Source organism: Haloarcula onubensis (genome assembly GCF_031624605.1).
GTDB lineage: Archaea > Halobacteriota > Halobacteria > Halobacteriales > Haloarculaceae > Haloarcula > Haloarcula onubensis.
The window spans coordinates 111,189-136,527 of record NZ_JAMQOS010000007.1 but is presented as its reverse complement, the minus strand read 5'-3'; the positions used below and the strand labels follow the sequence as shown (position 1 = coordinate 136,527).

The 25,339-nt window shown below is 67.4% G+C and carries 24 protein-coding genes and 1 tRNA gene; 16 read left to right on the top strand and 9 right to left on the bottom strand.

What is annotated here, in order from left to right:
- Nucleotides 1-87: 87 nt before the first annotated feature.
- Both NDI86_RS18705 and NDI86_RS18700 read left to right on the top strand, forming a co-directional pair.
- A complete protein-coding gene (locus NDI86_RS18705; protein WP_220587409.1) occupies nucleotides 88-306 on the top strand; it encodes a ribbon-helix-helix domain-containing protein in 219 nt (72 codons plus the stop codon).
- Between the two features lie 132 nt (nucleotides 307-438).
- A complete protein-coding gene (locus NDI86_RS18700) occupies nucleotides 439-720 on the top strand; it encodes a UPF0058 family protein (protein WP_276250752.1) in 282 nt (93 codons plus the stop codon).
- 42 nt (nucleotides 721-762) lie between these two features.
- Here NDI86_RS18700 and NDI86_RS18695 read toward each other — a convergent pair whose 3' ends face one another.
- Nucleotides 763-1,554 (bottom strand): enoyl-CoA hydratase/isomerase family protein, encoded by a 792-nt coding sequence (locus NDI86_RS18695; protein WP_310901856.1) that lies wholly within the window; start codon nucleotides 1,552-1,554, stop codon nucleotides 763-765.
- A gap of 83 nt (nucleotides 1,555-1,637) precedes the next feature.
- On the opposite strand from NDI86_RS18695, the gene NDI86_RS18690 reads away from it, so the two are divergent.
- From NDI86_RS18690 to NDI86_RS18665, 6 genes are all read left to right on the top strand, one after another.
- Nucleotides 1,638-3,044: a cryptochrome/photolyase family protein gene (locus NDI86_RS18690; protein WP_310901855.1), complete on the top strand. Its 1,407-nt coding sequence runs from the start codon at nucleotides 1,638-1,640 to the stop codon at nucleotides 3,042-3,044.
- A 351-nt stretch (nucleotides 3,045-3,395) separates the two neighbouring features.
- Nucleotides 3,396-5,048, top strand: coding sequence for a histidine kinase N-terminal 7TM domain-containing protein (locus NDI86_RS18685; protein WP_310901854.1), 1,653 nt, complete (start codon nucleotides 3,396-3,398; stop codon nucleotides 5,046-5,048).
- A 138-nt stretch (nucleotides 5,049-5,186) separates the two neighbouring features.
- Nucleotides 5,187-6,830, top strand: a complete 1,644-nt coding sequence (locus NDI86_RS18680) for a histidine kinase N-terminal 7TM domain-containing protein (protein WP_310901853.1) — start codon at nucleotides 5,187-5,189, stop codon at nucleotides 6,828-6,830.
- 188 nt (nucleotides 6,831-7,018) lie between these two features.
- On the top strand, nucleotides 7,019-7,630 hold the full coding sequence (sod, locus tag NDI86_RS18675; protein ID WP_310901852.1) for a superoxide dismutase: 612 nt from the start codon (nucleotides 7,019-7,021) through the stop codon (nucleotides 7,628-7,630).
- A 91-nt stretch (nucleotides 7,631-7,721) separates the two neighbouring features.
- Entirely contained in the window at nucleotides 7,722-7,991 is a 270-nt protein-coding gene (locus tag NDI86_RS18670) for a DUF5827 family protein (protein WP_310901851.1), read from the top strand.
- The gene (locus NDI86_RS18665; RefSeq protein ID WP_310901850.1) at nucleotides 7,988-8,806 is read left to right on the top strand and encodes an ATPase; all 819 of its coding nucleotides are present in this window, start codon (nucleotides 7,988-7,990) and stop codon (nucleotides 8,804-8,806) included. The genes NDI86_RS18670 and NDI86_RS18665 overlap by 4 nt, the downstream gene beginning before the upstream one ends.
- A 19-nt stretch (nucleotides 8,807-8,825) precedes the next feature.
- Here the strand turns inward: NDI86_RS18665 and NDI86_RS18660 are convergent, their stop codons facing one another.
- The 3 genes from NDI86_RS18660 to NDI86_RS18650 are packed head-to-tail and all read right to left on the bottom strand — an operon-like array spanning nucleotide 8,826 to nucleotide 11,394.
- On the bottom strand, nucleotides 8,826-9,266 hold the full coding sequence (locus NDI86_RS18660) for a DUF302 domain-containing protein (RefSeq protein ID WP_310901849.1): 441 nt from the start codon (nucleotides 9,264-9,266) through the stop codon (nucleotides 8,826-8,828).
- Between the two features lie 32 nt (nucleotides 9,267-9,298).
- Nucleotides 9,299-10,777 carry a sensor histidine kinase gene (locus NDI86_RS18655; protein ID WP_310901848.1) on the bottom strand — a complete coding sequence of 493 codons (1,479 nt, stop codon included), beginning with the start codon at nucleotides 10,775-10,777 and terminating at the stop codon, nucleotides 9,299-9,301.
- A gap of 41 nt (nucleotides 10,778-10,818) precedes the next feature.
- Entirely contained in the window at nucleotides 10,819-11,394 is a 576-nt protein-coding gene (locus tag NDI86_RS18650; RefSeq protein ID WP_310901847.1) for an MBL fold metallo-hydrolase, read from the bottom strand.
- 161 nt (nucleotides 11,395-11,555) lie between these two features.
- Between NDI86_RS18650 and NDI86_RS18645 the strand changes: the two genes are divergently transcribed.
- A complete protein-coding gene (locus tag NDI86_RS18645; protein WP_310901846.1) occupies nucleotides 11,556-12,140 on the top strand; it encodes a HalX domain-containing protein in 585 nt (194 codons plus the stop codon).
- Nucleotides 12,141-12,153: 13 nt separating this feature from the next.
- A complete protein-coding gene (locus NDI86_RS18640; protein WP_310901845.1) occupies nucleotides 12,154-12,813 on the top strand; it encodes an RAD55 family ATPase in 660 nt (219 codons plus the stop codon).
- On the opposite strand, the gene NDI86_RS18635 is transcribed toward NDI86_RS18640, so the two are convergent.
- Nucleotides 12,810-12,980, bottom strand: coding sequence for a hypothetical protein (locus NDI86_RS18635; RefSeq protein ID WP_310901844.1), 171 nt, complete (start codon nucleotides 12,978-12,980; stop codon nucleotides 12,810-12,812). The two genes, NDI86_RS18640 and NDI86_RS18635, sit on opposite strands and share 4 nt — an antisense overlap.
- Before the next feature lie 85 nt (nucleotides 12,981-13,065).
- On the opposite strand from NDI86_RS18635, the gene thyX reads away from it, so the two are divergent.
- Both thyX and NDI86_RS18625 read left to right on the top strand, forming a co-directional pair.
- The gene (thyX, locus tag NDI86_RS18630) at nucleotides 13,066-13,809 is read left to right on the top strand and encodes an FAD-dependent thymidylate synthase (RefSeq protein ID WP_310901843.1); all 744 of its coding nucleotides are present in this window, start codon (nucleotides 13,066-13,068) and stop codon (nucleotides 13,807-13,809) included.
- A 111-nt stretch (nucleotides 13,810-13,920) separates the two neighbouring features.
- The gene (locus NDI86_RS18625) at nucleotides 13,921-15,213 is read left to right on the top strand and encodes an ABC transporter substrate-binding protein (protein ID WP_310901842.1); all 1,293 of its coding nucleotides are present in this window, start codon (nucleotides 13,921-13,923) and stop codon (nucleotides 15,211-15,213) included.
- Between the two features lie 65 nt (nucleotides 15,214-15,278).
- Here NDI86_RS18625 and NDI86_RS18620 read toward each other — a convergent pair whose 3' ends face one another.
- The 4 genes from NDI86_RS18620 to NDI86_RS18605 are packed head-to-tail and all read right to left on the bottom strand — an operon-like array spanning nucleotide 15,279 to nucleotide 19,258.
- Nucleotides 15,279-16,034, bottom strand: a complete 756-nt coding sequence (locus NDI86_RS18620; protein ID WP_310901841.1) for an ABC transporter ATP-binding protein — start codon at nucleotides 16,032-16,034, stop codon at nucleotides 15,279-15,281.
- On the bottom strand, nucleotides 16,031-16,870 hold the full coding sequence (locus NDI86_RS18615) for an ABC transporter ATP-binding protein (protein ID WP_310901840.1): 840 nt from the start codon (nucleotides 16,868-16,870) through the stop codon (nucleotides 16,031-16,033). Before NDI86_RS18615 ends, NDI86_RS18620 begins: the two co-directional genes overlap by 4 nt.
- Entirely contained in the window at nucleotides 16,863-18,146 is a 1,284-nt protein-coding gene (locus NDI86_RS18610) for a branched-chain amino acid ABC transporter permease (RefSeq protein WP_310901839.1), read from the bottom strand. The genes NDI86_RS18615 and NDI86_RS18610 overlap by 8 nt, the downstream gene beginning before the upstream one ends.
- Nucleotides 18,143-19,258, bottom strand: coding sequence for a branched-chain amino acid ABC transporter permease (locus NDI86_RS18605; RefSeq protein ID WP_417936290.1), 1,116 nt, complete (start codon nucleotides 19,256-19,258; stop codon nucleotides 18,143-18,145). Before NDI86_RS18605 ends, NDI86_RS18610 begins: the two co-directional genes overlap by 4 nt.
- A 123-nt stretch (nucleotides 19,259-19,381) precedes the next feature.
- Here NDI86_RS18605 and NDI86_RS18600 point away from each other — a divergent pair, with 123 nt between their 5' ends.
- The 4 genes from NDI86_RS18600 (at nucleotide 19,382) to glmU (ending at nucleotide 25,248) form a co-directional block, all read left to right on the top strand.
- Nucleotides 19,382-22,489, top strand: a complete 3,108-nt coding sequence (locus tag NDI86_RS18600; protein WP_310901838.1) for an FAD-binding and (Fe-S)-binding domain-containing protein — start codon at nucleotides 19,382-19,384, stop codon at nucleotides 22,487-22,489.
- 49 nt (nucleotides 22,490-22,538) lie between these two features.
- On the top strand, nucleotides 22,539-23,642 hold the full coding sequence (locus tag NDI86_RS18595; protein ID WP_310901837.1) for a helix-turn-helix transcriptional regulator: 1,104 nt from the start codon (nucleotides 22,539-22,541) through the stop codon (nucleotides 23,640-23,642).
- A 67-nt stretch (nucleotides 23,643-23,709) separates the two neighbouring features.
- Nucleotides 23,710-23,784 (top strand) — tRNA-Glu (locus tag NDI86_RS18590).
- A gap of 282 nt (nucleotides 23,785-24,066) precedes the next feature.
- The gene (gene glmU, locus NDI86_RS18585) at nucleotides 24,067-25,248 is read left to right on the top strand and encodes a bifunctional sugar-1-phosphate nucleotidylyltransferase/acetyltransferase (RefSeq protein WP_310901836.1); all 1,182 of its coding nucleotides are present in this window, start codon (nucleotides 24,067-24,069) and stop codon (nucleotides 25,246-25,248) included.
- Nucleotides 25,249-25,339 lie beyond the last annotated feature (91 nt).

The following is a 25,339-nucleotide window of genomic DNA, read 5'->3' as shown; positions in this document are numbered from 1 at the left end:
CCAGACAGGCCAAATCTACCGGTTCGGCTGTCGCCCCCTACCCCCGCCAGGTTTAAATATACCTTGCTCAAAGGTGCCAACGTTGCGATGCCAAAGGTAGAGATCAACATCCCTGAGCACCTCGAAATGCAGATCGCTCAGCTGGTCGAGCAGGGCGAGTTCCTCAACCGTGAGGAGGCCATCGAGGACCTCCTGGCGACTGGCCTGAAGGCGTACAAGACCTCAGGGCCGACGGACGAAGACGAAGAACCGGGTTTCGAAGAAGAAGACGGGATGATGGGACACGACGACGAGTACGTGTTCTGAGAGCGCGGTATCGAGCGGCGTGCGATACCGCGAGCCGCGCCCAGCGTGGCCGCGAGCAGTACCCGACCTGTCACTCTGGTACACCGTCTCGGGCAATTCTTATACCGGTCGGACCGAATTACTTGCACAACAATGCACAAAGACGAGTTACTCGAACTACACGAGCAGATGGTGACCATCATGGAGTTCTTCCGTGACGAGATGGACACCGTCGACCCGGAACTGTTCGACCCGTACGGCGAACTCGACGTCCGCCCCTCGGACGTCCACAAGTCCAAGAGCGAACACAAACACGCCGTCTTCGTCCTCGGGAACGCGCTGGCGACGGCGATGAGCGAAGACGAGTTCTCCGACGCCGGCCGGGTCGGCAAGCGGATGAAGGAACTGGCCGAAGACGCCGAAAGCAAGCTGTAAGTCGTCTCTCTCTGTTGTCAAGAACCACGGTAAAGCGGCGGCTCAGCGCCCCTCGAACTCGGGGTCGCGCTGCTCCATGAACGCCGCCGTCCCCTCCGCGTGGTCGCTCGTCGCGGCCGCCAGCCCCTGTGCGGCTTCCTCGCGGTCCAGCGCCGCCTCGAACGTCGACGCGGCGCCACGGTCGATGAGACGCTTTGCCTGGCCGAGCGCGACGGTCGGTCCCGCCGCGATGGTCGCGACGAGGTTCTCGACGCCCTCGTCGAAAGAGTCGGTCTCGAACAGCCGCGTGAAGATGCCCAGTTCGCGGGCGGCGTCGGCGTCGAGCAACTCGCCGGTGAAGACGAGTTCCTTGGCCTTGTTCGGCCCGACGACGCGGGGCAGGAAGTAGGAGACGCCCGAGTCGACCGCGAGACCGACCCGGCGGAAGCCAAAGCCAATCTTCGCGTCCGGGCTCGCAAGCTGGACGTCACAGGCCATGGCGAGGCCGGCGCCGGCGCCGAAGGCCGGTCCGTCGATGGCCGCGACGACCGGCAGTCGGCAGTCGTGAACCGTCTCGATGGCCGCCTGGATGGCCGAGACGAACGACTGTCGCTCGGCGGGCGCCAGGTCCCGCTCGACGCCGTCGACCATCGCGCCGATATCGCCGCCGGCACAGAACGCCGACCCGGCACCGCGGACGACGACACAGCGGGCGTCGCTGTCGGCGATAGCTTCGAACCGTTCGCGGAGCCGCCTGGCCGTCGGCGCCGCTAAGGCGTTGCGCTGGTCGGGGCGGTTGAGGGTGACGGTAGCTATCTCGTCCTCGACGGACAGCAGGACGGCGTCGTCGGTCATACCACGGACGACCGCCCGCGCGACCAAAACGTTGCTGTCCGCGTTGGGTACGGCTTTTTCAGCGACGGGTCCCTGCTACCGCTATGTATCTCCACTGGCACCGGCGGGACCTCCGGGCGGCGGACAACGCGGGGCTGGCCCGCGCGAGCGCCGACGACCCCGCGCTCCCGGTGTTCGTCTTCGACAGCGACGTGCTCGCCCACGCCGGTCCGCCGCGGGTCGCGTTCATGCTCGACGCGCTCTCGCGTCTACGGGAGTGGTACCGCGAGCGTGACAGCGACCTGCTCGTGGCCCACGGCGACCCGCGCGAAGTCCTTCCCGACCTGGCGACCGAACACGGCGCCGACAGCGTCACCTGGGGGAGAGACTACTCCGGCCTGGCCCGCGAGCGTGACGCCGCGGTCCGCCGCGCGCTGGACGACGCCGACGTGGCCCGCGAGGCCGTCCAGAACGCCGTCTGCCACGAACCGGGCGAGATAACGACCAACGACGGCGACCCCTACAGCGTCTTTACGTACTTCGGCCGGAAGTGGCAGGACCGCGAGAAGCGAGCGCCCTACGACCCGCCCGCCGCCGACGCGCTCGTCACTTTCGAAGACGACACCGACCTCCCGACGCTCGACGAGTTGGGGTTCGACGAGCCCGAAGCGGACATCCCGCCGGCGGGGACCGGGCCGGCCCGGGAGCTGCTCGACGCCTTTCTCGACGGCGACGTCTACCGCTACGACGACCGTCGGGACTACCCGGCCGAGGAGTGCACCTCGCGGCTGTCGGCCCACCTGAAGTACGGCACCATCGGTATCCGCGAGGTCTACGCGGGGACGGCCGAGGCCCGCTCCGCCGTCGAGCCCGGCAGCGAGCGCGACGAGTCGGTCGCGGAGTTCCAGTCACAGCTCGCCTGGCGGGAGTTCTACACGCAGGTCCTCTTTGCGAACCCGAACGTCGTGACGGAGAACTACAAGCGCTACGAGCGCCCGATTCGGTGGAACGACGACCCCGAAGGGCTGCAGGCCTGGAAGGACGGCGAGACCGGCTATCCCATCGTGGACGCGGGGATGCGACAGCTCCGCGAGGAGGCGTACATGCACAATCGGGTGCGAATGATAGTCGCCTCGTTCCTGACGAAGGACCTGCTGGTCGACTGGCGCGAGGGGTACGACTGGTTCCGGGAGAAACTGGTCGACCACGACACGGGTAACGACAACGGCGGCTGGCAGTGGGCCGCCTCCACCGGCACCGACGCCCAGCCCTACTTCCGCATCTTCAACCCGATGACACAGGGCGAGCGCTACGACCCCGACGCCGAGTACATCAAGCGCTACGTCCCCGAACTGCGGGACGCCGGCGCCGAGATAATCCACTCCTGGCACGAGGCGTCGCTGACACAGCGCCGCAGCGCGGCGCCCGAGTATCCGGACCCAATCGTCGACCACAGCGAGCGACGGGAGGCGGCTATCGAGATGTTCGAGGAAGCGAGAGGCGATAGCTGAGCGTAGCAAGGCTATCGCCTCTCGTTACAGCGAGCAAGGGAGGATGGACCTGCGAGGAGCGAGGGAAGACGACAGACCGCAGGGACGGAGTCGGCCCTCGTAGTGGACCGGCGAACCTCAGTGAGCAGTGGAACTGGCGCGAGGTGAAGCGTATGCGGCACCTCGAAGCGACGGGAGAGGGTCCAACCGCCGCGCCCGAGTCAGTGTGTAACCCGCGAGCACGCGAATTGAGCTATCCTCCGGGAAGCCACGAGTTTTCTCCTGTATCTCGTATGCACATCCGAAGGCGACGACCGCCTGGAACGTCACGAAAGGTTTACTTTCACACAGTAAACTGGTTCAGATAGATTCGTGAGGGGTGAGCTTTTCGTTGTGGGACTCGGGGCGTCGCTCGTCGTCGTCACGATGGTGACGGTTCTCGTCGCTCGCAACCGTTCGATTCCCGGCGCGCGCCCGCTGTTGCTCGCCTCGGTGCTCGAACTGCTGTGGGTGTGCCTGTATTTCGGCCAAATCTTCAGTCCGACGGCGGCACAGACGCTGCTACTCGCGCGCCTCGGTTGGGTCCCGGCGGTGTTCATTCCTTCGCTGTGGGTGCTGTTCGTCGTCGAGTACACTGGACGGGGCGCGTATCTCACGCGAGCCAGAGTGGTCGGGCTGGTGACCCCGCCAGTGGTGGCACTCCTCGCGGTTGCGGTGGCCTACGAATCACTCGTCCGGCCGGACGTGATGGTGACCGAGGTAGACGGCCTCCACGCCATCACCGCTGGCTTCGGTCCGATGTACTGGTTTTTCGTCGGCTACGCCTGGCTGCTCGTGATGAGTAGTCTCGTCTTGCTCGTGGAGTTCATCGTCGAACAGCGCTCGCTCTACCGGAAGCGGGCCGGCGCGCTCCTCGGCGCCGGCTTCATTCCACAGATTGCCAGTTTCCTCAACTCGACGGGGCTGGACGGCGTGGGGGGACTGGACCCGACGCCGCTGTCCTTCGCCGTCTCGAGCGGACTCGCCGCACTGGCCATCGTCGAGTACGACGCGTTCGACGAACCGCCGATTCCACGCCACATCGCGACCGGGCGGGCCATCGAGGCCATCGACGACCCCACCTTCGTGGTGGACGGGAGCGACACCGTCGTGGACTGCAACCCGGCGGCCTGTGCGGTAGTCGGGCTAGACGAGCAGTCCCTCGTCGGGACCCCCAAGGCGACGCTGCCACCGTTGGCCGGCGTCGACACCGCCGAGGACTCGACGGTCACGGTCGAACGCGACGGGACGATGACCTACTACGACGTCCAGACGGCCACTGTCGACCAGGACGGCAGCCATGGACACGGCCGGGTCTTGACACTTCGGGACGTGACCGACCGACGGGAGCGCAAGCAGCGGCTGAACGCGTTGAACGACGTCCTCAGGGCCACGATTCAGGAGGAGATGGCGACCGTCAAGCAAACCGTCGACGAGGAGGGGACCGGGAGCGACATCCGGGCGCTCCGTGAACGCGCCTCCCTGGCGCTGGACATGACCGACCGGGCCGGCGAGCTCGCGTCGATGGTCGAGCCCGATGCCGAGTCACCCGCCGACATCGTCCCGATTATCCACGAGGAGATAGAGGCGGCCCGGGAGTTACACCCGGAGGTGTCGTTCGTCCTCGACGCGACGTTGGGTGAGTGGGCGTACTGCAGTGGGCTCTTCGAGCCCGTCTTCCGTGTCTCGCTTCGGCACGCTGCCAGACGCTCACTCCAGTCCGAAGCCGAACCCGTGGTCGGCATCTCGATAGCCGCCGGTCCCGAGTCGGTGACTGTCTCGGTAAGCGACCGCGGACCAGCGCTCACCGACCACGAGCGGACGGTGCTGTGTGAGGGCGCGGAGCCGACGCCGTCGGACCGTGCAGACATGAGCCGGTGGCTGGTCAACTGGGGCGTCGAACAAGCCGGGGGTCGGATTCTGGTCGGCACCGACGGCGACCATACGTCGCTCGAACTCACCTTCCCGCGGACGGACCGGGAGTGAGAGAGCCGTGGTCGGCGTTGGGCGAGCCCGTATCCGACTGTCCGGCACTGTGCGGTCGGCGCGATACCTTCTAGCAGCGAAGCTCCCATCCCATTGACAATCAGGTTGTTTATATACACGTAGATAGGCCATGGAACTATGCAGACGGACGTATTTCTCGCAGTGCTGGCTCTCTCCGTGGTTGCGGCAGTCGCGGCGATATATCTCCTCGCGGTGAATCGGTCGCGTCCGGGCGCTGCGCCGCTGCTAGTGGCCCAGTTCGGGGAGCTGTGGTGGCTCGGCTGCTACATCGGTGAACTGCTGGCCCAGACGCCGTCGGTCATGCTGGCGTTCGCCAGGGTTCAGCAAGTCGGCGTCGTCGTCATCCCGCTTGCGTGGACGGTGTTCGTGTTCGAGTACACCGGTCGAGGCCACCACGTGACCCGGCGGCGACTCACTGGACTCGCCGTCGTGCCGGCGGTGGCACTCTCCGGGTCGCTGCTTGCCTACGAGCGAACGATACGAGTGGGAATCACCGTGGCCAGCACCGACGGGCTCTCGGCCCTCGCGGGTACGTACGGACCACTGTACTGGCTGTTTGCCGTCTACACGTGGCTGCTCGTGACCGGCAGCGCGATACTGCTGGCGGAGTTCGTCGTCGAGGGACGCTCACTCTACCGGGGCCGGGCACTCGTGTTGCTGACGGCCGGCTTCGTCCCGGTGGGGACGAACTTCCTGGAGACGCTCCATCTCATCGGCGACGACGTGTTTCGGATGACACCGCTCACGTTTGCCGTGTCGGCCGGTCTCGCGGCGCTCGCGGTCGTGGAGTTCGACATGTTCCGGCGCGCGCCCGTGCCGTCACATCTGGCCAGCGAGACGGCGATGACTGCCACGGACGACCCTACCTTCGTCCTCGACGGCGAACGAACCGTCGTGGACTGTAACCCCGCGGCGCTCGACCTGGTCGGGATGACCCGGTCGACCCTGTTGGGGACGCCGGCCCGCGCGGTGCCGAACCTGGCCGATGTCGACGCCGACTCCGCGGGGTCGACCGTCACCGTCGAGAGCGACGTGGGCCAGACCTACTACGACGTGCAGGTCGCCTCGATAGACGACAGCGACCACGTGTTCGGGAGCGTCGTGACCTTCCGCGACGTGACCGACCGGCGCGAGCGCAAACGGCAGTTGCGTGCGCTGAACGAAGTGTTGCGGGCCACGATTCAGGAGGAGGTCTCGGCCGTGGGGGGTGCGGTCCACGGCGAGGTCCTCACCGGCGCTACCGAGGGGGGACTTCCGTCGGCCCTGGCGATGAGCGACCGTGCCGGCGAACTCGCGTCCATGCTGGACGAGGAGGCGGAATCGCCGGTCGACATCGTCCCGATAATCCACGAGGAGATAGACGCGGCCCGCGAGTGGGAGCCTGACGTCTCGTTCGTCCTCGAAGCGAGCCTCGGCGAGTGGGCGTACTGCAACGGGCTGTTCGAGCCGGTGTTTCGCGTCTCGCTCCGGCACGCGGCCAGACGCTCGCTGCTGGGGGACACGGAACCGGTCGTCGGCGTCTCCGTGACCGCCGGGCCGGACGCGGTGACCGTCTCGGTCAGCGACGCCGGCCCGCCGCTGACCGACAGGCAGCGGTCGGTACTCTGTGACGGGGCCGAACCGCAGCCGGCCGACCGCGAGGACATGAGCCGCTGGCTGGTCAACTGGGGGGCCGAACAGGCCGGGGGGATAGTCACGGTCGGCACCGACGGCGACCACACGTCGCTCGAACTCACGTTCCCGCGAACTGACTGCGAGTGAGCGTCCCCGCCTCACCGACTACCGCGGTCGCTTCCTGACACATCTAGTACCCATCGACGTGGCGGGTTAGCTTCACGCAGCGGCGTGTGAAACTTCGTCCCGGGTCCCTGTGTGTGTGCAGTGGTACCGTACGGCTTCTAAACGTTTAAAAGGCATCCGCCCGACAATACCTGTGGAGGCGATTTCATATGCCCGAACACTCCGAACCTGAACTGCCACCGCTCCCGTACGACTACGACGCCCTGGAGCCCCACATCTCCGAGCAGGTGCTCACGTGGCACCACGACACCCACCATCAGGGCTACGTGAACGGGCTCGAGTCGGCCGAGGAGACGCTGGCCGAGAACCGCGAGTCGGGGGACTTCGGTTCGTCCGCCGGTGCACTGGGCAACGTCACCCACAACGGCTGTGGCCACTATCTCCACACGCTGTTCTGGAACAACATGGACCCCAACGGCGGCGGCGAGCCGTCGGGTGAACTCGCCGACCGCATCGAGGAGGACTTTGGCTCCTACGAAGGCTGGAAGGGCGAGTTCGAGGCCGCCGCGTCCGCTGCCGGCGGCTGGGCGCTGCTTGTCTACGACCCCGTTGCGAAGCAACTGCGCAACGTCGCGGTCGACAAGCACGACCAGGGTGCGCTCTGGGGTGCCCATCCCATCCTGGCCCTCGACGTCTGGGAACACTCGTACTACTACGACTACGGTCCGGCACGGGGCGACTTCATCGACGCCTTCTTCGAGGTCGTCGACTGGGACGAGGTCGCCGAGGAGTACAGCACCGCAGTCGGTCACTTCGAGTAACTCCCGAACACGCACTTTTATTCGCGCTGACATCGACAGCGGCTGTGCCGACTTCGAGAGCTTTACACCGAGTCTCGGCGTAGCGCCGCGCATGCCTGCACGGAAAGCGGAGTTCGACGACGTCCGCGCCTTCGACCTCTACGAACCGGCGGACATACTCGACCCCGACCTGCTGTACACGATTCCCGAACTGGCCCGACTGCTCCAGGGGTTGCCGGCCGACGCCGAACTGTCCGACTTCAACGAGTCGGTGTTCATCGACTGGGCGATCCCGTGGATGATTTACAACCAGGACAGTCTGGTGTTCGCCGAACCGGACGACGACGAAGTCGTCGGCCTCTACGGCCTCGCCGACGAATGAAGTTGCTCGTGGCCGGTGGCGACCGGGTCGACGCCGGGAAGACGACCTTCTCGGTGGGCCTGCTCGCTCACACCGGCGCCCGCGGGTTCAAACCGCGGGCCGGGAACAACTACTGGTTCGACCACGACGACTACCAGCGCGCGACCGAACAGGGTCGCCTCTACGGCAAGGACGCCCATCGGCTGGCCGCCGCCTCGCCGGGCGACGTGGCCCCCGAGGCAATCAACGCCGTCCACCGGCTCTGGCACCCGTCGCCGGGGCCGTCGAAAGGACTGTTGGGCCAGTCGGCCAGGCAGTTCGTCGTCGACCGGGTCGGCCACGCCGACGGCGTCGGCGAGTTCGCCGTCAACGGTACCGTCGACGTCCCCGAGTCGGCGACCGAGCGGCTCCCGTTAGAGGCGGCGCCACGGGTCACGTCGGTGCCCGACTTCAACGACCTGATGGGCGCGATGCACGCCGAGGCGCTTTCGGCCCTGCGCGAGGAGATAGCGGCGGCCGACCGCGCCGTCGTCGAATCCTACGGCGACATCGCCCGGCCGCTACAGGGGTTCGAGCCCGACGCCGTCGCGGTGGTCGAACCGGGACGGGCGCGGTTCTACGACGGCCGCCGCTACGCGAAGGCCTGTCAGATAGCGACGGGCGGGCCCGAGGAGGGCCAGCTAGAGGAGCGGGTCGAGAACGTCGTCGACCTCATCGACCGGGCCGGCGCGGTCCGCTTGCCGGCGCTTGACTCGGCGACGCGGAAAGACCCGGACGCCGTCGCGGCCGCGTACGACCACGCCTACGACGCGTTGCTCGCGACGGCGTTCGACTGAGCCTCGCTCCCGCAGTCGCTCACAGGTTCGAGAACGCGTCCTCGACCATCTCGCCGGTGTCCGCGACGATATCGGCCATCACCTCGTCGTCGGGCGCCATCCCGAGCAGCCTGGCGGCCCGCATGATGGAGACGTGATACACCGTCTGGACGCCCGGTTCGTCCTCCCAGACGACGACGTTGCAGGGAAAGAGCGCGCCCATGCGGTTGTCCGTCGCGTCGAGCGCGCGGTCGGCCATCGCCGGGTTGCACGCACCCAGCACGTAGTAGGGGTCCCGGTCGGCGTCGACCTTCTCGTTTAACAGTTCAGACGGCGAGAACTCCACGGGGACGCCGAAGCCGGCCTCGGTGAACACGCTCCGGACGTGTTCGACGGCGGCCTCGTGGTCCATCTCCAGCGTGGCCCGTTTCTCGCCGATGTCGCCCGATTCGAGCGCCGCGGGGTCGATTGGTAGCGGCATACCCGAAGGGATGGGGCGCCGGCTGAAAGTCGTTACTGCCGGCGGAGTTCGACGACCAAGACGGCGCCGGTCGGGTCGTTGTCTGTGACCCACACGCGGCCGCCGTACTGCTCAACGAGCGTCTGGACGAGATACAGCCCGATGCCGGTCCCCTCGCTCGACATGCCGCGCTCGCCGCGGCCGAAGATGCTCTCCTTGCGCTCGTCCGGGACGCCGGGGCCGTCGTCCGCGACGCGGACGCGAACGGTCTCCGCGTCGGTATCGACGTTGACGACGACCGTCGGGTCGTCCCCACGGTTGTGCTGGACGGCGTTCTTGAGCACGTTCCGGAACACGGACCCCAGCATCTCGTCGGCCAGGACGCCCACGTCCGGTATCTCGCCGTCGACCGTTATCGTCGCGGCCGTGTGGGTCTCGGCGACCCGGTCTATCTGCGCACTCAGAATCGTCCGGAGCGCTACTGGCACGGGTTCGGTGTCGGTGCGGAGCATCGCCTCGACCAGTTCCTGGGCGCTGGTCGTCAGTTCCACCGCCGCGGCCGTACTCCGTCGAATCTTCTCGACGTACTCCCGCTGGGTCCCCTCGACGTGTTCTCCCAGCATCTCGGCGACGGCCCCGACCACCTGGAGGTCGTTACGGATGTCGTGGCTCATCATCCGCGTCAGCAGTTCGAGGTTGTCCCGTTGCCGTGCGAGGCGGTTCTCGCTCGTGACCTGCTCCAGCGCCACGGTCGCGTTCGCCCCCAGCAGCTTCGCCAGGGTCACGTCGGCCTCTGTGAACGCGTCGGCCGTCTCGGCCGCGACGATGAAGACCCCGTAGTCGGCCAGCGGGACGACCAACTCGCTTCGGAACGGCGTCTCGGCGTCGAAGGCCTCGGCCTCGGCTCGCAGGTCGGGGTAGACGCCGACGTTCCCGGTCTGGTAGGCCGTCCACGCCAGCCCGCTGTCGAGTTCCGGCGGGTCGCCCAGCACGTCGTAACACGCCGGGGACTGCGCGACGGGGACCAGGGTCCCGGCCTCGTCGTCGTAGTAGTGGACGGCGTTAATCGGGAGTCCGAGGACCTCCACCGCCGCGTGGCTGACGAAGTCGGCTACCTGCTCTGGCGAGTCGGCCAGCAGCATCTGTCGGGTCGCCTCGTGGAGTCGCCCCAGCGTCTCCTCGTGGCGACGGTGGTCGGTCGTCTCGCTGACGACGACGGTGACGCCGTCGTCGTCGGGGTAGAAGCGGACGAGCCAGCTGTCCTGTGACGGGCCGTACCACTCGCAGGACTGTTCGGTGCCGCTCTCGAGGGCCCGTTCGAGCGGTGGGCGGACCACCGACGCCACCTGGTCGTCGAGCGCGTCGAGGACGGGGGTCCCGAGCAGCGTCTCGCGGTCGGCAGTCAGCAGCGACGCCGCGGCGCCGTTGGAGTACGTGATCTGCAGGTCGCTATCGAGCGCGACGACGCCGTCGGAGAGACGTTCGAGTATCGCTTCACCGGGGCCCTCCGACGGCGGCGCGTCCTGACTCACACCCGAGGATATGGACGAGACGGTAAATGTTTTGCTGGCGCTCAGAACCGGGCCGCCTGCCAGGCGAGTTCGATGTCGTGGTACGGCCGGTCCTCGACGCTGGGGCCGTGGCCGGTGTGCAACGCGTCGAGGTCCTCCGGAACGGTGTCGAGCACCCGGTCGATGCTCTCGACGAGTCGGTCGCGGTCCCCCTCCTCCAGGTCCGTCCGCCCGAAGCTCCCGTCCGCGAAGACCAGGTCACCCGCGAACAGCACGCTCGCAGGCGCGGAGAACAGACAGAGGTGGTCGTCCTTGTGGCCGGGCGTGTGGAGCGCCGTGTACTCGTGGTCGCCCAGCGCGACGGTGTCGCCGTCGGAGAGCGCGTGGTCGATGCCGTCCTGTGTGGTGTCGTAGCCCCAGACGTCGACGTCGAACGCCTCGACCACGGCCGACAGGTTCGACACGTGGTCGTAGTGGGTGTGGGTCACGACCACGGCGTCTATGTCGTCGACGTGCTCCCGGACGGCGCCGACGGCGTCGAACTCGTTGCCGACGTCGACGAGCACGCGACGGTCGCCGGTCACTAGAAAGACGTTACTGGTAAAGGCGTCCGTCCCCCGAGCGAGGTTTCGTATCATGCCCGAACTTCGGCGGGCCCACGGATGTCGGTGTCGCTCCGGGTCGACCGACGCCGGACCACCCAGCACGGCACCGACGTGTCAGCAGTAGCCACTGACTACGGTGAAACACCCACAGGGCTATGTAGGAGGATACAGAAACTGTGGTAGTAAGGAATAGCATGTCTGAGCCGGACCCGCCTGTCGTACTTATCGTGGAGGATGAACCGGACGTCGCGGAGACGTACAAACTGTGGTTACAGGGTGATTACGAGGTCCGAATGGGGCAAAACGGGGACGAAGGCCTCGAACTGCTGGACGAGCGCGTCGACGTGGTCCTGCTGGACCGGATGATGCCGGGGTTGTCGGGTGACGAGGTGCTGGACGAGATTCGGGAGCGGGACCTCGGCTGTCGAGTCGCCATGGTGACGGCGGTTGAACCCGACTTCGACATCCTCGAGATGGGGTTCGACGCCTATCTCTCGAAGCCGATTCGGAGCGAGCAGCTCCACGACACGGTGACGAATCTACTGGAGCGCTCGGAGTACGATTCTCTGTTACAGGAGTACTACGCGCTCGTGGAGAAGCAGGCCACGCTCGAAGCGACGAAGTCCAGCGCGGAACTGGCCGAGAGCGACCAGTACGCGGAGCTGACCGCCGAGATAACCGAGATGCGCGAGGGGCTCGACGACACGCTGGGGGGTATCGAAGACGACGACGACTTCATCGCGACACTGCGTGGCCTGAGCAACGGCGAAGAAGAATAAGGGGGTGATACACATGTACGATCTGTCTTCAGTTCTCGATTTCGACGCACTGGCCGAGGTCAGACCCGGGTCCAGTATCCTCGTCTCGGGGCCCGCGATGACCGGGAAAGAGAATCTCGTCTACGACATCCTGGCCGACGGCGCGAGAGACGGCGACGGCGCCGTGGTCGTCACCACGAGCGACAAGGCGGCGAACGTGGTCACGGAGTTTCGCGACCGCGTCCCGAATCTGGAGGGGGCCCAGCTTGGCGTGGTCGACTGCCGCGGCGAGGGCGGTGCCGACCCCGACCTCGTCGACGGCGTCTCCGTCCACCAGGTCTCCTCGCCGGGCGACCTGACCGGTATCGGTATCGGCATCACGAAGGCGCTGGAGGGACTGCACGACTCCGGCCGCGAACGCGGCCGGCTGGCGCTCGTCTCGCTGTCGACGATGCTCACCTACACCGACAAGAAGACCGTCTTCAAGTTCTGTCACGTGCTCTCTTCGCGGCTGGACGCCGCCGGCTACATCGGCGTGTTTACCATCGACTCGGGGGCCCACGACCAACAGACCATCCAGGTCATCAAGCAGGCCTTCGACGGCCTCATCGACATCCGCGACGCGGAGGGCGGCGGCCGCGAGGCCCGCGTGCTGGGGCTGGCAAACGAGCCCACCGACTGGCAGCGAATCTAGTCGTCCAGTTCCTCGACGCGCCGTTCGAGTGCTTCGATTCTGCGCTGACGGTCGGTCCGCCGGCGCAGGAGGACGATGGCTCCCAGTACAGCCGGGACGCACAGCACGACGAGCCCGAGAACCAGCATCCAGAGGGCGGGACTTGCGGTCAGGGGCACCTGCAGCATACCGGGTCGGTCTAGGGGCCTGGCGGTTGAGCGTTACGCTCGTGCGTGGAGCAAGAACTATCACGTTCGGGCGTTCCCACCCCGTATGGAAGTCACGCTGCTGGAAGCCACTGAGGACCCGGAGGAACTCATCTGCAAGGCGGCCCGCAACGACTACAGCGGGGAGTTCGTCGGGGGCCAGTCGCTCGAGGCGACGATGGCGACCGTCGACGGGGACACCATGCGGGAAAAGCAGGCGACGCTCATCGGGCACCTGCTGGACCACGGCCACTTCGGGCCGTTCGAACACCCCCAGATAACGTTCGCCGTCGAGGGCGTCTCGCGGTCGTGTATGGCACAGATTACTCGACATCGTCACGTCTCTTTCGACGTCCAGTCGATGCGCTACGTCTCGTTCGACGACGTCGACCCGGCCGACGTCCGCGAGGGCGAACTGGTCGTCGTCCCGCCGTCGGCGACGGACCCGGACTGGGTGGGCCGGAACCAGAAGAGCGGCCAGGTCGACGATTCGGTCGTCGAGGAGCGCGCCGAGATATTCAGAGACACCATCGAGGACGCCGTCGAGTCCTATCAGGACCTGCTCGACCTCGGAATGCCCCCCGAAGACGCCCGCTTCGTCCTCCCTATCGGGACGAAGGTGAACATGGTGATGTCGATGAACGCCCGGATGCTGATGCACGTCGCGGACATGCGCGCCGCCGCTGACGCCCAGTGGGAGATTCGCGGACTGACCGAGGACCTGCTTGACATCGCCGCCGACTGGTGTCCCATCACCTTCGACCACTACGAGCGCGAGATGAAGAACCGGAAGAACCGACTCGCGCCGTAGTTCGAGGCGCGGACGGACCCGGTGTAGTGCCCCCGCGTGACCGAACATTCGGGCTCTGTGACTGAGTTACGGGCAACCTATTTTACCTATGGCGTATAAGCCGGAGTCAGTATGGGAATCAATACCAATAGACGGTCATTCCTGAAGTACAGTGGCGCGGCAAGCGTGGCGGGTCTCGTCGGTCTCGCCGGCTGTTCCACGGAGTCCGGCGGCGGCGAGACACCGGACGTCCTGATGGTCGTCGGCTACCCACAGAGCGGCGTCCAGTTGTTCAAGGACTACTACGCGGACTACGGCGACGACACCGTCGACATCCTCGTCACCGACGGCCTGCAGGACGGCGACCTCCCCGGCGACGTGGGCAACGACATGTCCAACGTCCAGGGGTCGGCGCCGTCGGCGGCGGGCCCCGGTGTCGACACCTTCGAGTCGCTGTTCACCGAGGAGTTCGACTACGACAGCGCCGGCGTGTTCACCTCCCAGGCCTACGACGCCTCGGCCGTCCAGATTCTGGCGAACCTCATGGCTGGGGCCAACGACGGGGCCTCCATCCGGGACCACATGCGCGTGGTCGCGAACCCCGGCGGGACGCAGTACACGCCCTCCGAGTTGCCCGAAGCCGCCGAGGCCGCCGCCGCGGGCGAGAACATCGAGTACGCAGGGGCGTCGAGCAACGTCAACTTCGACGACGCCGGCGATATCACCGCCGCGCAGTACCAGGTGTTCGGATTCACGCAGGACGGCGTCGAGTCGAAAAGCACCATCGACTTCGGCGGTTCAGGTGACGTGCCCCAACCCGAGCCGTCCGGAAGCGGCAGCGGCGCCGACCGGGCGGTCCGGCTGGGCGTCCTCCAGCCGGAGACCGGTGACCTCGGTTCGCTGGGGCAGGCCATCCGGGACGCGGCGCTGCTTCCGGCCCGACAGCTCAACGGGAGCATCGACCAGTCCATCGAGACCCAGGTCGGCGACACCCAGTCGACGGCCGAGGCGGCGGTCAACGCGGCCAACTCGCTCGTCAGCGCCGGCTACCCCTCCATCACCGGTGCCGCGAGCTCCGAGGCGACGATTCAGGTCGCGCGCAACGTCCTCGTGGACAACGAGGTGGTCGCCTGCTCGCCGGCCTCCACCTCGCCGACCATCACGAACCTCGAGGACGACGACTTCGTCTTCCGCACCCCGCCGAGCGACGCGCTGCAGGGGCAGGTGCTGTCACAGATAGCCAACGAGGACCTGGAGGCCTCGACCGCGTCGACGCTGTATCTGAACAACAGCTACGGCCAGGCGCTTCAGGAGAGCTTCGTCAGCGCGTTCGAGGAGTCGGGCGGTTCCGTCCTCCAGAAGGTGGGCTTCGAGTCCCAGCAGTCCTCCTACACCTCACAGATAAACAGCGCGCTCAACCAGTAGCCCGGACTGTCCGGGACAGCCGCCCGACCGGACTCGACAACCCGCTTTCTTTCCGAACGGCGAACTCAGCCGCCGAGGAACTCCTGGCGCACGTCCTGGTCGGCAAGCAGCGTCTCGCCGCTGTCCTGATAGCGGTTCTGTCCCTGCACGAGGACGTAGCCCCGGTCACAGCGCCGGAGCGCCTCCTTCGCGTTCTGCTCGACCATCATGACGGCGGTGCCGTCGTCGTTGATACCGTCGATGCGGTCGAACATCTCGGCGACGAGGTCCGGCGCCAGCCCCGCCGAGGGTTCGTCGAGCAAGAGGAGGTCGGGGTCGAGCATGAGCGCCCGCCCCATCGCCAGCATCTGCTGCTGGCCGCCCGAGAGCGTCCCGGCCTTCTGGGACGAGCGCTCTTCGAGGATGGGAAACCGGTCGTAGATAGCGTCGATCTGGTCTTCCGGCACCTCGTCTAAGATGTACGCCCCCATCTCCAGGTTCTCGCGGACGCTGAGTTTGCCGAAGACGTTGTCCGTCTGTGGGACGTAGCCGATGCCCTCGTAGATTATCTGGTCGGGGCGGCGCTGACTTATCTCCTCGCCGTCGAAGCTCACGGAGCCGCCCATGTACGTCGTCAGTCCGAAGACGGACTTCATCACGGTCGATTTCCCCGCGCCGTTGGGGCCGACGATGACGACGTACTCGCCGTCGGCGACGTCCATGTCGACGCCGTCGAGCACCTGCAGGTCGCCGTAGCCGGCATCGAGGTCCCGCACCGCAAGCAGGCTCTCGCTCGCGTCCGGCAGCGTCACGTCGGCCGACCGGCTGGCCTGCTGGCTCATACGTCGCCTCCGAGGTAGGCCTCCAGGACCCGCTCGTCGGACTGGATTGTCTCGGCGTCCCCCTCCGCGAGGACCTGTCCCTGATGCATGACGATGATGTGTTCGCAGTGGTTCATGATGACGTCCATGTCGTGTTCGACAAGCAGGAAGGTCAGCCCGTCCCGGCGCAACTCGTCGATGCGGTCGAGCAGTTTCTCCTCCAGGGTCGGGTTCACCCCCGCGAGCGGTTCGTCGAGCAGCACCATCTCCGGGTCGGTCGAGAGCACCCGGGCCATCTCCAGTAGTTTCCGTTGGCCGCCCGACAGCGAGCCGGCGTCCTCGTGGGCGAGGTGGTCTATCTCGAAGAAGTCGAGGGTCTCCCAGGCGTCCTCGACCACGTCGCGTTCCGCCGCCTGAACCTCCTCTCGGAGCCCTGGAAGCACCGACTGGATAGCCGACTCACCGCGCTGGCCCGGCGGCGCGAGCATGACGTTCTCCAGAACGGTCATCTCCGAGAGCTCCCGGGCAATCTGGAAGGTCCGAACCAGCCCCTCCTTGGCGAGGGTAAAGGGCGCCAGCCCGGTCACGTCCTGCCCGTCGAAGCGGACGGTGCCGGCCGTCGGCTCGTGGATACCGGTGATGCAGTTGAACGTCGTCGACTTGCCGGCGCCGTTGGGACCGATAAGTCCCGTGAAAGAGCCGGGCGCGACGCGGAAGGATGCCCCGTCGACGGCGGTGACCCCGCCGAACTCCTTGCGCAGGCCATCGACTTCCAGTAGCGGCGCGTCGACGGCGTCGCTCGTCGTCGGCACGTCGGTGTCCGGTGCGGTCGCTTCGACCGTCTCGGGCTCACTCATCGTCGCCACCCCCGTCGGCCGCCCGCGGCCGCCCCAGGTCGACGCTGGCCGCCGGTTCGTTCCGGTGGCCCAGCAGACCCAGCGGCCGCCGCTGGATGATGTAGATGAGGACGACGCCGATGAGGACGAATCGGAGCGTGCTGATGTTCGCGACGGTGTAGGCCACGAGCGGGCCGACGTCGAGCGCGCCCAGCGCGCCGACGGCCTCGACGATGTTGCCCGGTGCCTGCCCGCCGACGTTCGGGAAGAACTCCCCCAGTCGGGCGGGCAGGTAAAAGAGTAGCGCCGAGAACGTCGCTGCCCCGAGGATGCTGCCGGTGTTCGAGCCGGCGCCGCCGATGATGAGCGCCGCGAAGACGTAGAACGTGATGCCGGGCCGGAACTGCGCCGGGCTGATGTAGCCCGCGCTCCCGCGGAACAGGGCGCCGGCCAGCCCCATCAGCGCACAGCCTATCATGAACGCCTTTATCTTGAACAGCCGGGTGTCCTTCCCCAGCGACTGGGTCACCTGCTCGTCCTCGCGGATGGCCTTTAACACCCGGCCAAAGGGGGAGTTGACGAGCCGTGAGAGGACCCAGTAGCTCCCGACGACGAGCGCGAGCAACACGAGCCCGTACGCGAAGTTGACGACGTTCGGCCCGGAGATACCCAATCCCTCCGCGGCCGCGACGAGCGGGCCGAGCGGGCCGTTGACGACACCGGCCACGATGCCCGACGGCGACTCGAAGGAGATACCGGTCGCGCCGCCGGTGCCGAACTCGACGCCCGCGACGGCCAACTGTTCGACGCCGTTCCAGTTCACGAACAGGCGGATGATCTCGGAGAGGGCGACGGTGACGATGGCGAGGTAGTCCGCCCGTAACCTGAGGGCGGGCAGCGCGGCCAGCGCGCCGACGACGGCGGCCATCACCATCCCGCCCACCAGTCCGACGGCGAGTGGGAGTCCAAAGCCCGGGACGGCCCCGGCTGCGGGGTCCGTCGGCGCGGTCAGGACGGCCGTCGTGTACGCGCCGACGGCCATAAAGCCCGCGACGCCGATGTTGAACAGCCCGGTGTACCCCCACTGCAGGTTCAGCGCCAGCGTCAGCAGGGCGAACGCGCCGATGAGGACGGTCACGCTGCCGACGAAGCCGGCCGCGAGGTTCGGCGCCTGCGGCCCGCCGACCAGCGCCGCGAGCAGTGAGAGCAGCAGCCAGATGGCGACGACGAAGAGCGCGACGAGGCCGTAGTCCGGGAGTTCCTCCAGTCGGTCCCAGACGTCGTGTGCGGTGCTCACGCCGTGCTCACCCCGCTGAACAGCCCGGACGGCTTGAGAAGTAATACGGCGATGAGCACCGCGAAGGCGGCCGCACGGGTCAGTCCCGACGGGAGCCAGATGAGCGCCAGGCTGTCGACCAGCCCGATGAGGACGCCCCCTGCCATCGCACCGTAGATGGAGCCGATACCGCCGACGATGACCGCCGCGAAGATGAGCAAGAGGAGAATCCAGCCGAAGTTAAACGAGATAGTGCCGCTTTCGAGCACGAGCAGGTAACCGCCGATACCCGCCAGCGCGCCCCCGAGCACCCACGTGACCCGGATGACCCGCTCGGTCGGAATACCGGTCACGCGCGCGAGGTCCTCGTTGTCTGCCATCGCGCGCATGGCCTTGCCGAGTTTCGTCCGCTGGAGCAACAGGTGGACTGCGAGCATCAGCCCGACGCCCAGGACCAGCAGCGCGAGTTCGTTGTCCGTGATGGTCAGGCCGGGAACCACCTGGAAGCGGGCGCCGCTGGAGGCGACCCCGCTGGTCTGAGTCCCGAAGACGAAGGCGATGAGGTAGCGCAGCGCCAGCGCCACCCCGATTGAGGCGATGAGCAGCGAGATGTTGTCCGACCCCCGCATCGGCCGGTAGGTGAGCCGGTCGACGAGGAGGACGACGCCGACGGTGCCCGCGCCGGCGACCACCAGTCCGAACAACACCGGCAGGAACGCCGAGACGACGCTGAGTTGCTGGCCGGTGTTGAACAGGACCAGTTCGGACAGCGCCGCACCGCTCCCGAGTCCGGCGACGACGTAGGCCGCGACCCAGCCGAGGAAGGCGCCGGCGGTGACGGTGTCCCCGTGGGCGAAGTTCGCGAAGTCGAGGATGCTGTAGGTCATCGAGAGCCCGATGCCGGCCAGCCCGACGGCCAGCCCGACCAGCAGTCCGTCGACCACCATCGAGAGGAGCGAGCCGACTGTGAGCGACCCCCCGATGACGTGGAATCCGAACGCCAACACGGTCGTTCCGGTCAGTTTGACGGCGAGGTCGACGACGAGATACAACAGTACGGCGACGACGGCGCTGACACCCGACAGCTCGACCGGGAACTGTCGCCTGTTAGACACTGTCTCGGTAAGCCCCATTGTTAGCCGTGTTTCGACGCTAGAAGGTAAATAACGCTCCGGTATATCGCGTTACCGGGCCGTCATGACGGACCGTCGGGGTGCTGGCGCCAGGTTAATCCTGTCCCGACCAGTGGTTTGGGTATGGGCGCTACCGAGCAGGAGGCGAGCGAGGACCCCGCGGCGGACGGGCGAGCCGACTACGACTATCAGGGCGACGGCGTCGCCCGACCGGCGATGGTCGCGGAGCTTCGCGAGCGGGTCGAGGGCGACGTGCGGTTCGACGAGTACTCCCGCCAGCTCTACGCCACCGACGCGAGCGCGTACGAGATGACGCCGGTCGGCGTCGTCTACCCCACGTCGACCGCCGACGTGGCCGCCGTGGTCCGCTACTGCGCGTCCCGCGAGATACCCGTCCTGCCGCGGGGCGGCGGGACGAGCCTCGCCGGCCAGTCCGTCAACGAGGCCGTCGTGCTGGATTTCACGCGTCACATGGACGACCTGGAGTCGGTCGACGCGGAGGACCGCCGCGCCACGGCGCAGGTCGGCGTCCGACTCGGGGACCTGAACGCCGCGCTCGCTCCCGAGGGGCTGAAGTTCGCGCCGGACCCGGCGTGGGGCGACAAATCGGCGCTGGGCGGGGCCATCGGGAACAACTCCACGGGCGCGCACTCGCTGCAGTACGGCAAGACCGACCACTACGTCGAGTCCTGCGAGGTCGTCCTGGCCGACGGGACGGTGACGACGTTCGGCGAGTCGTCGCTGGCACAGCTGCGGGCCGCAGGCGACCCCGACGGCGACCTCGAATCGCGGGTCTACGACGCGGTGGTCCGCCTCGTCGAGGACGGGGCCGAGGCCATCGAAGGGTCGTACCCGCACCTGAAACGCAACGTCTCGGGGTACAACCTCGACCGGCTGCTGGCGGAGGCCCGCGGGGAGTACGGCGAGGAAGGGACGGTCAACCTCGCGCGGCTGCTCGCCGGCAGCGAGGGGACGCTGGCTATCGTCACGGAGGCGACCGTCTCGCTGGAACCGGTCCCCGAGACGAAGGCGCTCGCGCTGTTGACCTACGACGACCTCGTCACCGCGATGCGGGACGTCGAGCCCATCCTCGCCCACGACCCCGCCGCGGTCGAAGTGCTCGACGACGTGTTGCTCGACCTGGCCGGCGAGACCGAGGCGTTCGGCGCGCTCGTCGACGACATCGTCCCCGACGGGACGGGGGCCATCCTGCTGGTCGAGTTCTACGCGGAGGACGACCAGGCCGGCAAGCGGAAAGTGGCGGACCTGCTGGCCGACCGCATCGGCGACGTAGACACGGCGGTCGCGCCGGGCGAGACGGCCGCGGGCGTGACGGACGAACCGACCTACGCCTTCCTCGGCCGTGAGGCCCACAGCGACGCCGAGCGCGAGCGGTTCTGGAAGCTGCGGAAGTCGGGGCTGCCGATTCTGCTGGGGCGGACCAGCGACGCCAAACACATCAGCTTCATCGAGGACACGGCGGTCCCGCCCGAGAACCTGCCCGAGTACGTCGCGGACTTTCGGGACCTGCTGGACGAGCAGGGCACGTTCGCCTCCTTCTACGCCCACGCCGGGCCGGGCTGTCTCCACATCCGCCCGCTGGTCGACACCAAGACCGTCGACGGCGTCGAGCGGATGGAAGCCATCGCCGACGGCGCGACGGAGTTAGTCACGGAGTACGGCGGCAGCGTCTCCGGGGAACACGGCGACGGCCGCGCACGGACCCAGTGGAATCACAGGCTGTACGGCGACGACGTCTGGGAGCTGTTCCAGGAGCTCAAGACGGCCTTCGACCCGGACTGGCTCCTGAATCCGGGCCAGGTCGTCGGCGTCGACGAGAACGATGTCGCGGCAGGCAGGGCACCGCTGCGCGCTCGCACCGTCGACATGACCGAGAACCTCCGGTTCGACCCCGACTACGACTTCGAGCCCGGCTTCGAGTCGACGCTGGACTGGCCCGACGAGAACGGGATGCAGGGGATGGTCGAGCTCTGTCACGGCTGCGGGGGGTGTCGCGGGCCACAGGAGACCACGGGCGGGGTGATGTGTCCGACCTACCGCGCGGCCGAGGAGGAGAGCACGTCCACACGCGGGCGGGCGAACATGCTCCGGCAGGCGATGAGCGGCGACCTGCCCGACGACCCCACCGACTCCGAGTTCGTCTCGGAGGTGATGGACCTCTGTATCGGCTGCAAGGGGTGTGCGCGGGACTGTCCCAGCGAGGTCGACATGGCGAAGCTCAAAGCCGAGGTCGAACACGCCCACCACCAGGACCACGGTGCGACGCTGCGGGACCGCCTGTTCGCCAACGTCGAGACGGTCTCGCGGGTCGGGAGCGCGCTCGCGCCGGTGTCGAACTGGGCCGCGAAGCTCCCCGGCAGCGGCTACCTCGGCGAGAAACTGCTGGGCATCGCCCGCGAGCGGCCGTTCCCGACCTTCCGCCGGGAGTCATTCGCCGACTGGTGGGCCGACCGCGGTCCCACGGTGCCGGAAGCCAGAGCCACCCGCCGGGCACTGCTGTTCCCCGACACCTACGACAACTACAGCGACCCCGACGTACTCCGAGCGGCCGTCACGGTGCTTGAAGCCGCCGGTGTCCACGTGCAGGTCCCCGACGACATCGGTCCGTCCGGGCGGGCCGCACACTCGAAGGGGTTTCTCGACGCGGCCCGCGACCGGGCGGCGACGAACGTCGACGCCCTCGCCCCGCGCGTCGCCGACGGGTGGGACGTGGTGGTCGTCGAACCCTCCGACGCGGTGATGCTCCAGTCGGACTACCTGGACCTGCTGGGCCACGACGACGAGGCGGCGACGGCGCTCGCGGCGAGCGCCTTCGGCGTCTGTGAGTATCTCGACCGCTTCGCGCTGGACGCCGAGATAGCGTGGGCCGCCCCGGAAACGTCGCTGACGTACCACGGCCACTGCCACCAGAAGGCCGTCACGAAGGACCACCACGCGGTCGGCGTGTTGCGCCGGGCGGGCTACGCCGTCGACCCGCTGGACTCTGGCTGCTGTGGGATGGCCGGCTCCTTTGGCTACGAAGCCGAACATTACTCGATGAGCGCGGCCATCGGGGAGATACTCTTCGAGCAGGTCAGGTCGAGCGACGGGGCGGACGTGGTCGCCCCAGGCGCCTCCTGCCGGACACAACTCGCCGACGGCCCGACCGACGGGCCCGTCCCGCATCCGGTCCAGAAACTGGCAGACGCCGTCGGGATTGACGACGAGTAGGTGGTCCATTCACAGCGCTTTTATGCTGTCCTCGGGTCTTACGATATAGATGTTACGCGCGGCCGTCGCCACACTCGCCGCTGTCCTGCTGGTTGTCAGCCTCGCCGCTTCGCCGGCGGTGGCCGCAGCGGGTGCCGACCGGCTCCAGACGCCCGACAGGTTCGACACGACGACGTTCCGTGTCACGCTCTACGAGAACGGGTCGGCCACGTGGACGATGGCGCACTACCAGCCCCTGGAGACCGAGAACGAGACCGACCAGTTCCGGGCCTACGCGACGGACTTCGAGAACAACGAGACGGGGCTGTACAGCGACTTCGTCGCCGACGCCGAGGCGCTGACAACGACCGGGACCGAGAAGACCGGCCGGCAGATGGACGCCAGTAACTTCCAGCGCTCGGCGGGCGTCGAACCGGGCCAGAACCGCGGTGCGGTCCGGATGTCGTTCCTGTGGACCAACTTCGCCCGGACCTACGCGGAGCGCGTGGTCGTCAGCGACGTGTTCGACGACGGGTTCTACCTCGGCGCCGGCCAGCGCATGGTGTTCGAACACGACACGTCGATGGTGTTTACCGCCGCCCGGCCGACGCCGGCGTCCCGGAGTGACCCCGACTCCCTGCAGGCCAGCGGGAGTATCACCTACGCGGGCGAGCGGTCGTTCACCAGCAGCCGCCCCTACGTCGAACTCGCCCAGCCCGACACGCCGGGGACGGCGACGCCCAACGTGACGAACGCGTCGGCGACGCCCGGCGAGACCATGTGGCAACTGGCCCTCGTGCTGGCCGTCCTCGCGCTGGGCGTGGTGGCCGCCGCGGCCTGGCGCTCGGGCGCCGCGGGGGCCGTCCTGGGCGGCGACGACGGGGGGACGGCGGCGGAGTCGGTGAGCGAACCGACCCCCGACACCGCGGTCGAGGAGTCGGCGCTTCTCGACGACGACGACCGCGTCATCAAGCTCTTAGAGGAGAACGGCGGTCGGATGAAACAGGTCGACATCGTCGAGACGACAGAGTGGTCCAAGTCCAAGGTCAGTATGCTCCTCTCCGATATGGAGGAGAACGGCGACATCAGCAAGCTCAGGGTGGGCCGGGAGAACATCATCAGCCTCGCCGGCGAGGAGCCCGACGCGGCCGGCTCCCCCTTCGACGAGGAGTGAGAAACCCACACAGGGCGCTTCCGAAACGGAATCGTTATACGTCCCTCTCGCCTCGAAACAACTGTACGCTCTGGTGGTGTAGTCCGGCCAATCATATCACCCTCTCACGGTGATGACCAGGGTTCGAATCCCTGCCGGAGCATTTCTGCGACGAACGACTCGTGAGTCGCCGACATCGACTGGAGGGTTCGAACCCTATCAGTCGCGCACAGTGAACGCAGTGACGAGCACGTCTGAGTCCGGTTCGAATCCCTGCCGGAGCATTTCTGCGACGAACGACTCGTGAGTCGCCATTCTGTCCGTCCCTCTCGCGACCAACGCCGTGAGCGGTTGCCGACTTCTTTCGCCGCTGCTGTGACCAATCAAAGTTGAGACACAAAGGCACAGCGGTAGCTATTTTCGGGGGCCGTGAGAGGGTCCGGATATGCAAGCAGTCGTACTCGCCGCCGGCGAGGGGACGCGGATGCGTCCGCTGACCGAGAACACGCCGAAACCGATGCTTCCCGTGGCGGACCGTCCGCTGGTCGCACACACCGCCGACACGGCCATCGCGGCCGGCGCGGAGGAACTCATCTTCGTCGTCGGGTACGAGGCCGACGCCGTCCGCGAGTTCTTCGGCGACAGCTACGACGGCGTCCCGGTCGAGTTCGCCGTCCAGGAAGAGCAACTCGGGACGGCCGACGCCGTCGACGCGGCCAGCGAGTACCTCGACGGCCCCTTCGCCGTCCTGAACGGGGACAACCTCTACGACGAGGCGAGCCTCTCGGCCCTGTTCGACGCGGCGCCCGCTATCGCGGCCTACCAGGTCCCCGACCCGTCGAACTACGGCGTGCTCTCGACCGATGGCGACCGGGTCACCGCCATCATCGAGAAGCCCGCCGACCCGCCCACGCAACTCGCCAACGCTGGCGCGTACGTCTTCCCGGCCGAGGCCCGCGACTGGCTCGACGTGGAGATGAGCGAGCGGGGTGAACGCGAGATAACCGACGTGGTCACGCGGGTCATCGACGCTCACGACGTGACCGCCGTCGAGGTGGACCGCTGGCTCGACGTGGGCCGACCCTGGGAGCTACTGGCGGCCAACGAGTGGAAGGTCGCCGACATGACCCGCCGCATCGACGGCGAGGTCCACGGCGACGCGGACCTCCGGGGCGAGGTGGTCGTCGAGGAGGGCGCGGTCGTCGAACCCGGCGTCGTCGTCGAGGGGCCGGCGCTGGTTCGCTCGGGCGCGACGGTCGGGCCGAACGCGTACATCCGCGGGGCGACGGTGCTGGGCGAAGACACACACGTGGGCCACGGCGTCGAAGTCAAGAACAGCGTCGTGATGGCCGACTCGAACGTCCCGCACGTCTCCTACGTCGGTGACAGCGTACTCGGTACCGACGTGAATCTGGGCGCGAGCACGCAGGTCGCGAACCTCCGTCACGACGGTGAGCCCGTGAAGATAACTGTCAAGGGCGACCGCGTCTCGACGGGCCGCCGGAAGTTCGGTATCGTCGCCGGCGACGGTGTCCGGACCGCCATCAACACCAGTCTCGACGCCGGCGTCGTGCTCTCGGCCGGCGCGACCACCACGCCGGGCGAGAGCGTCACGCGGGACCGGTAGGACGCGAGCGGAGGAGGCCTCCGGAACCGAGAGCGGAGCGGCCCGAGCGCGCCGCCCGCCGGAGCAGTCGCACCGCTGACGGCTCCCCGGA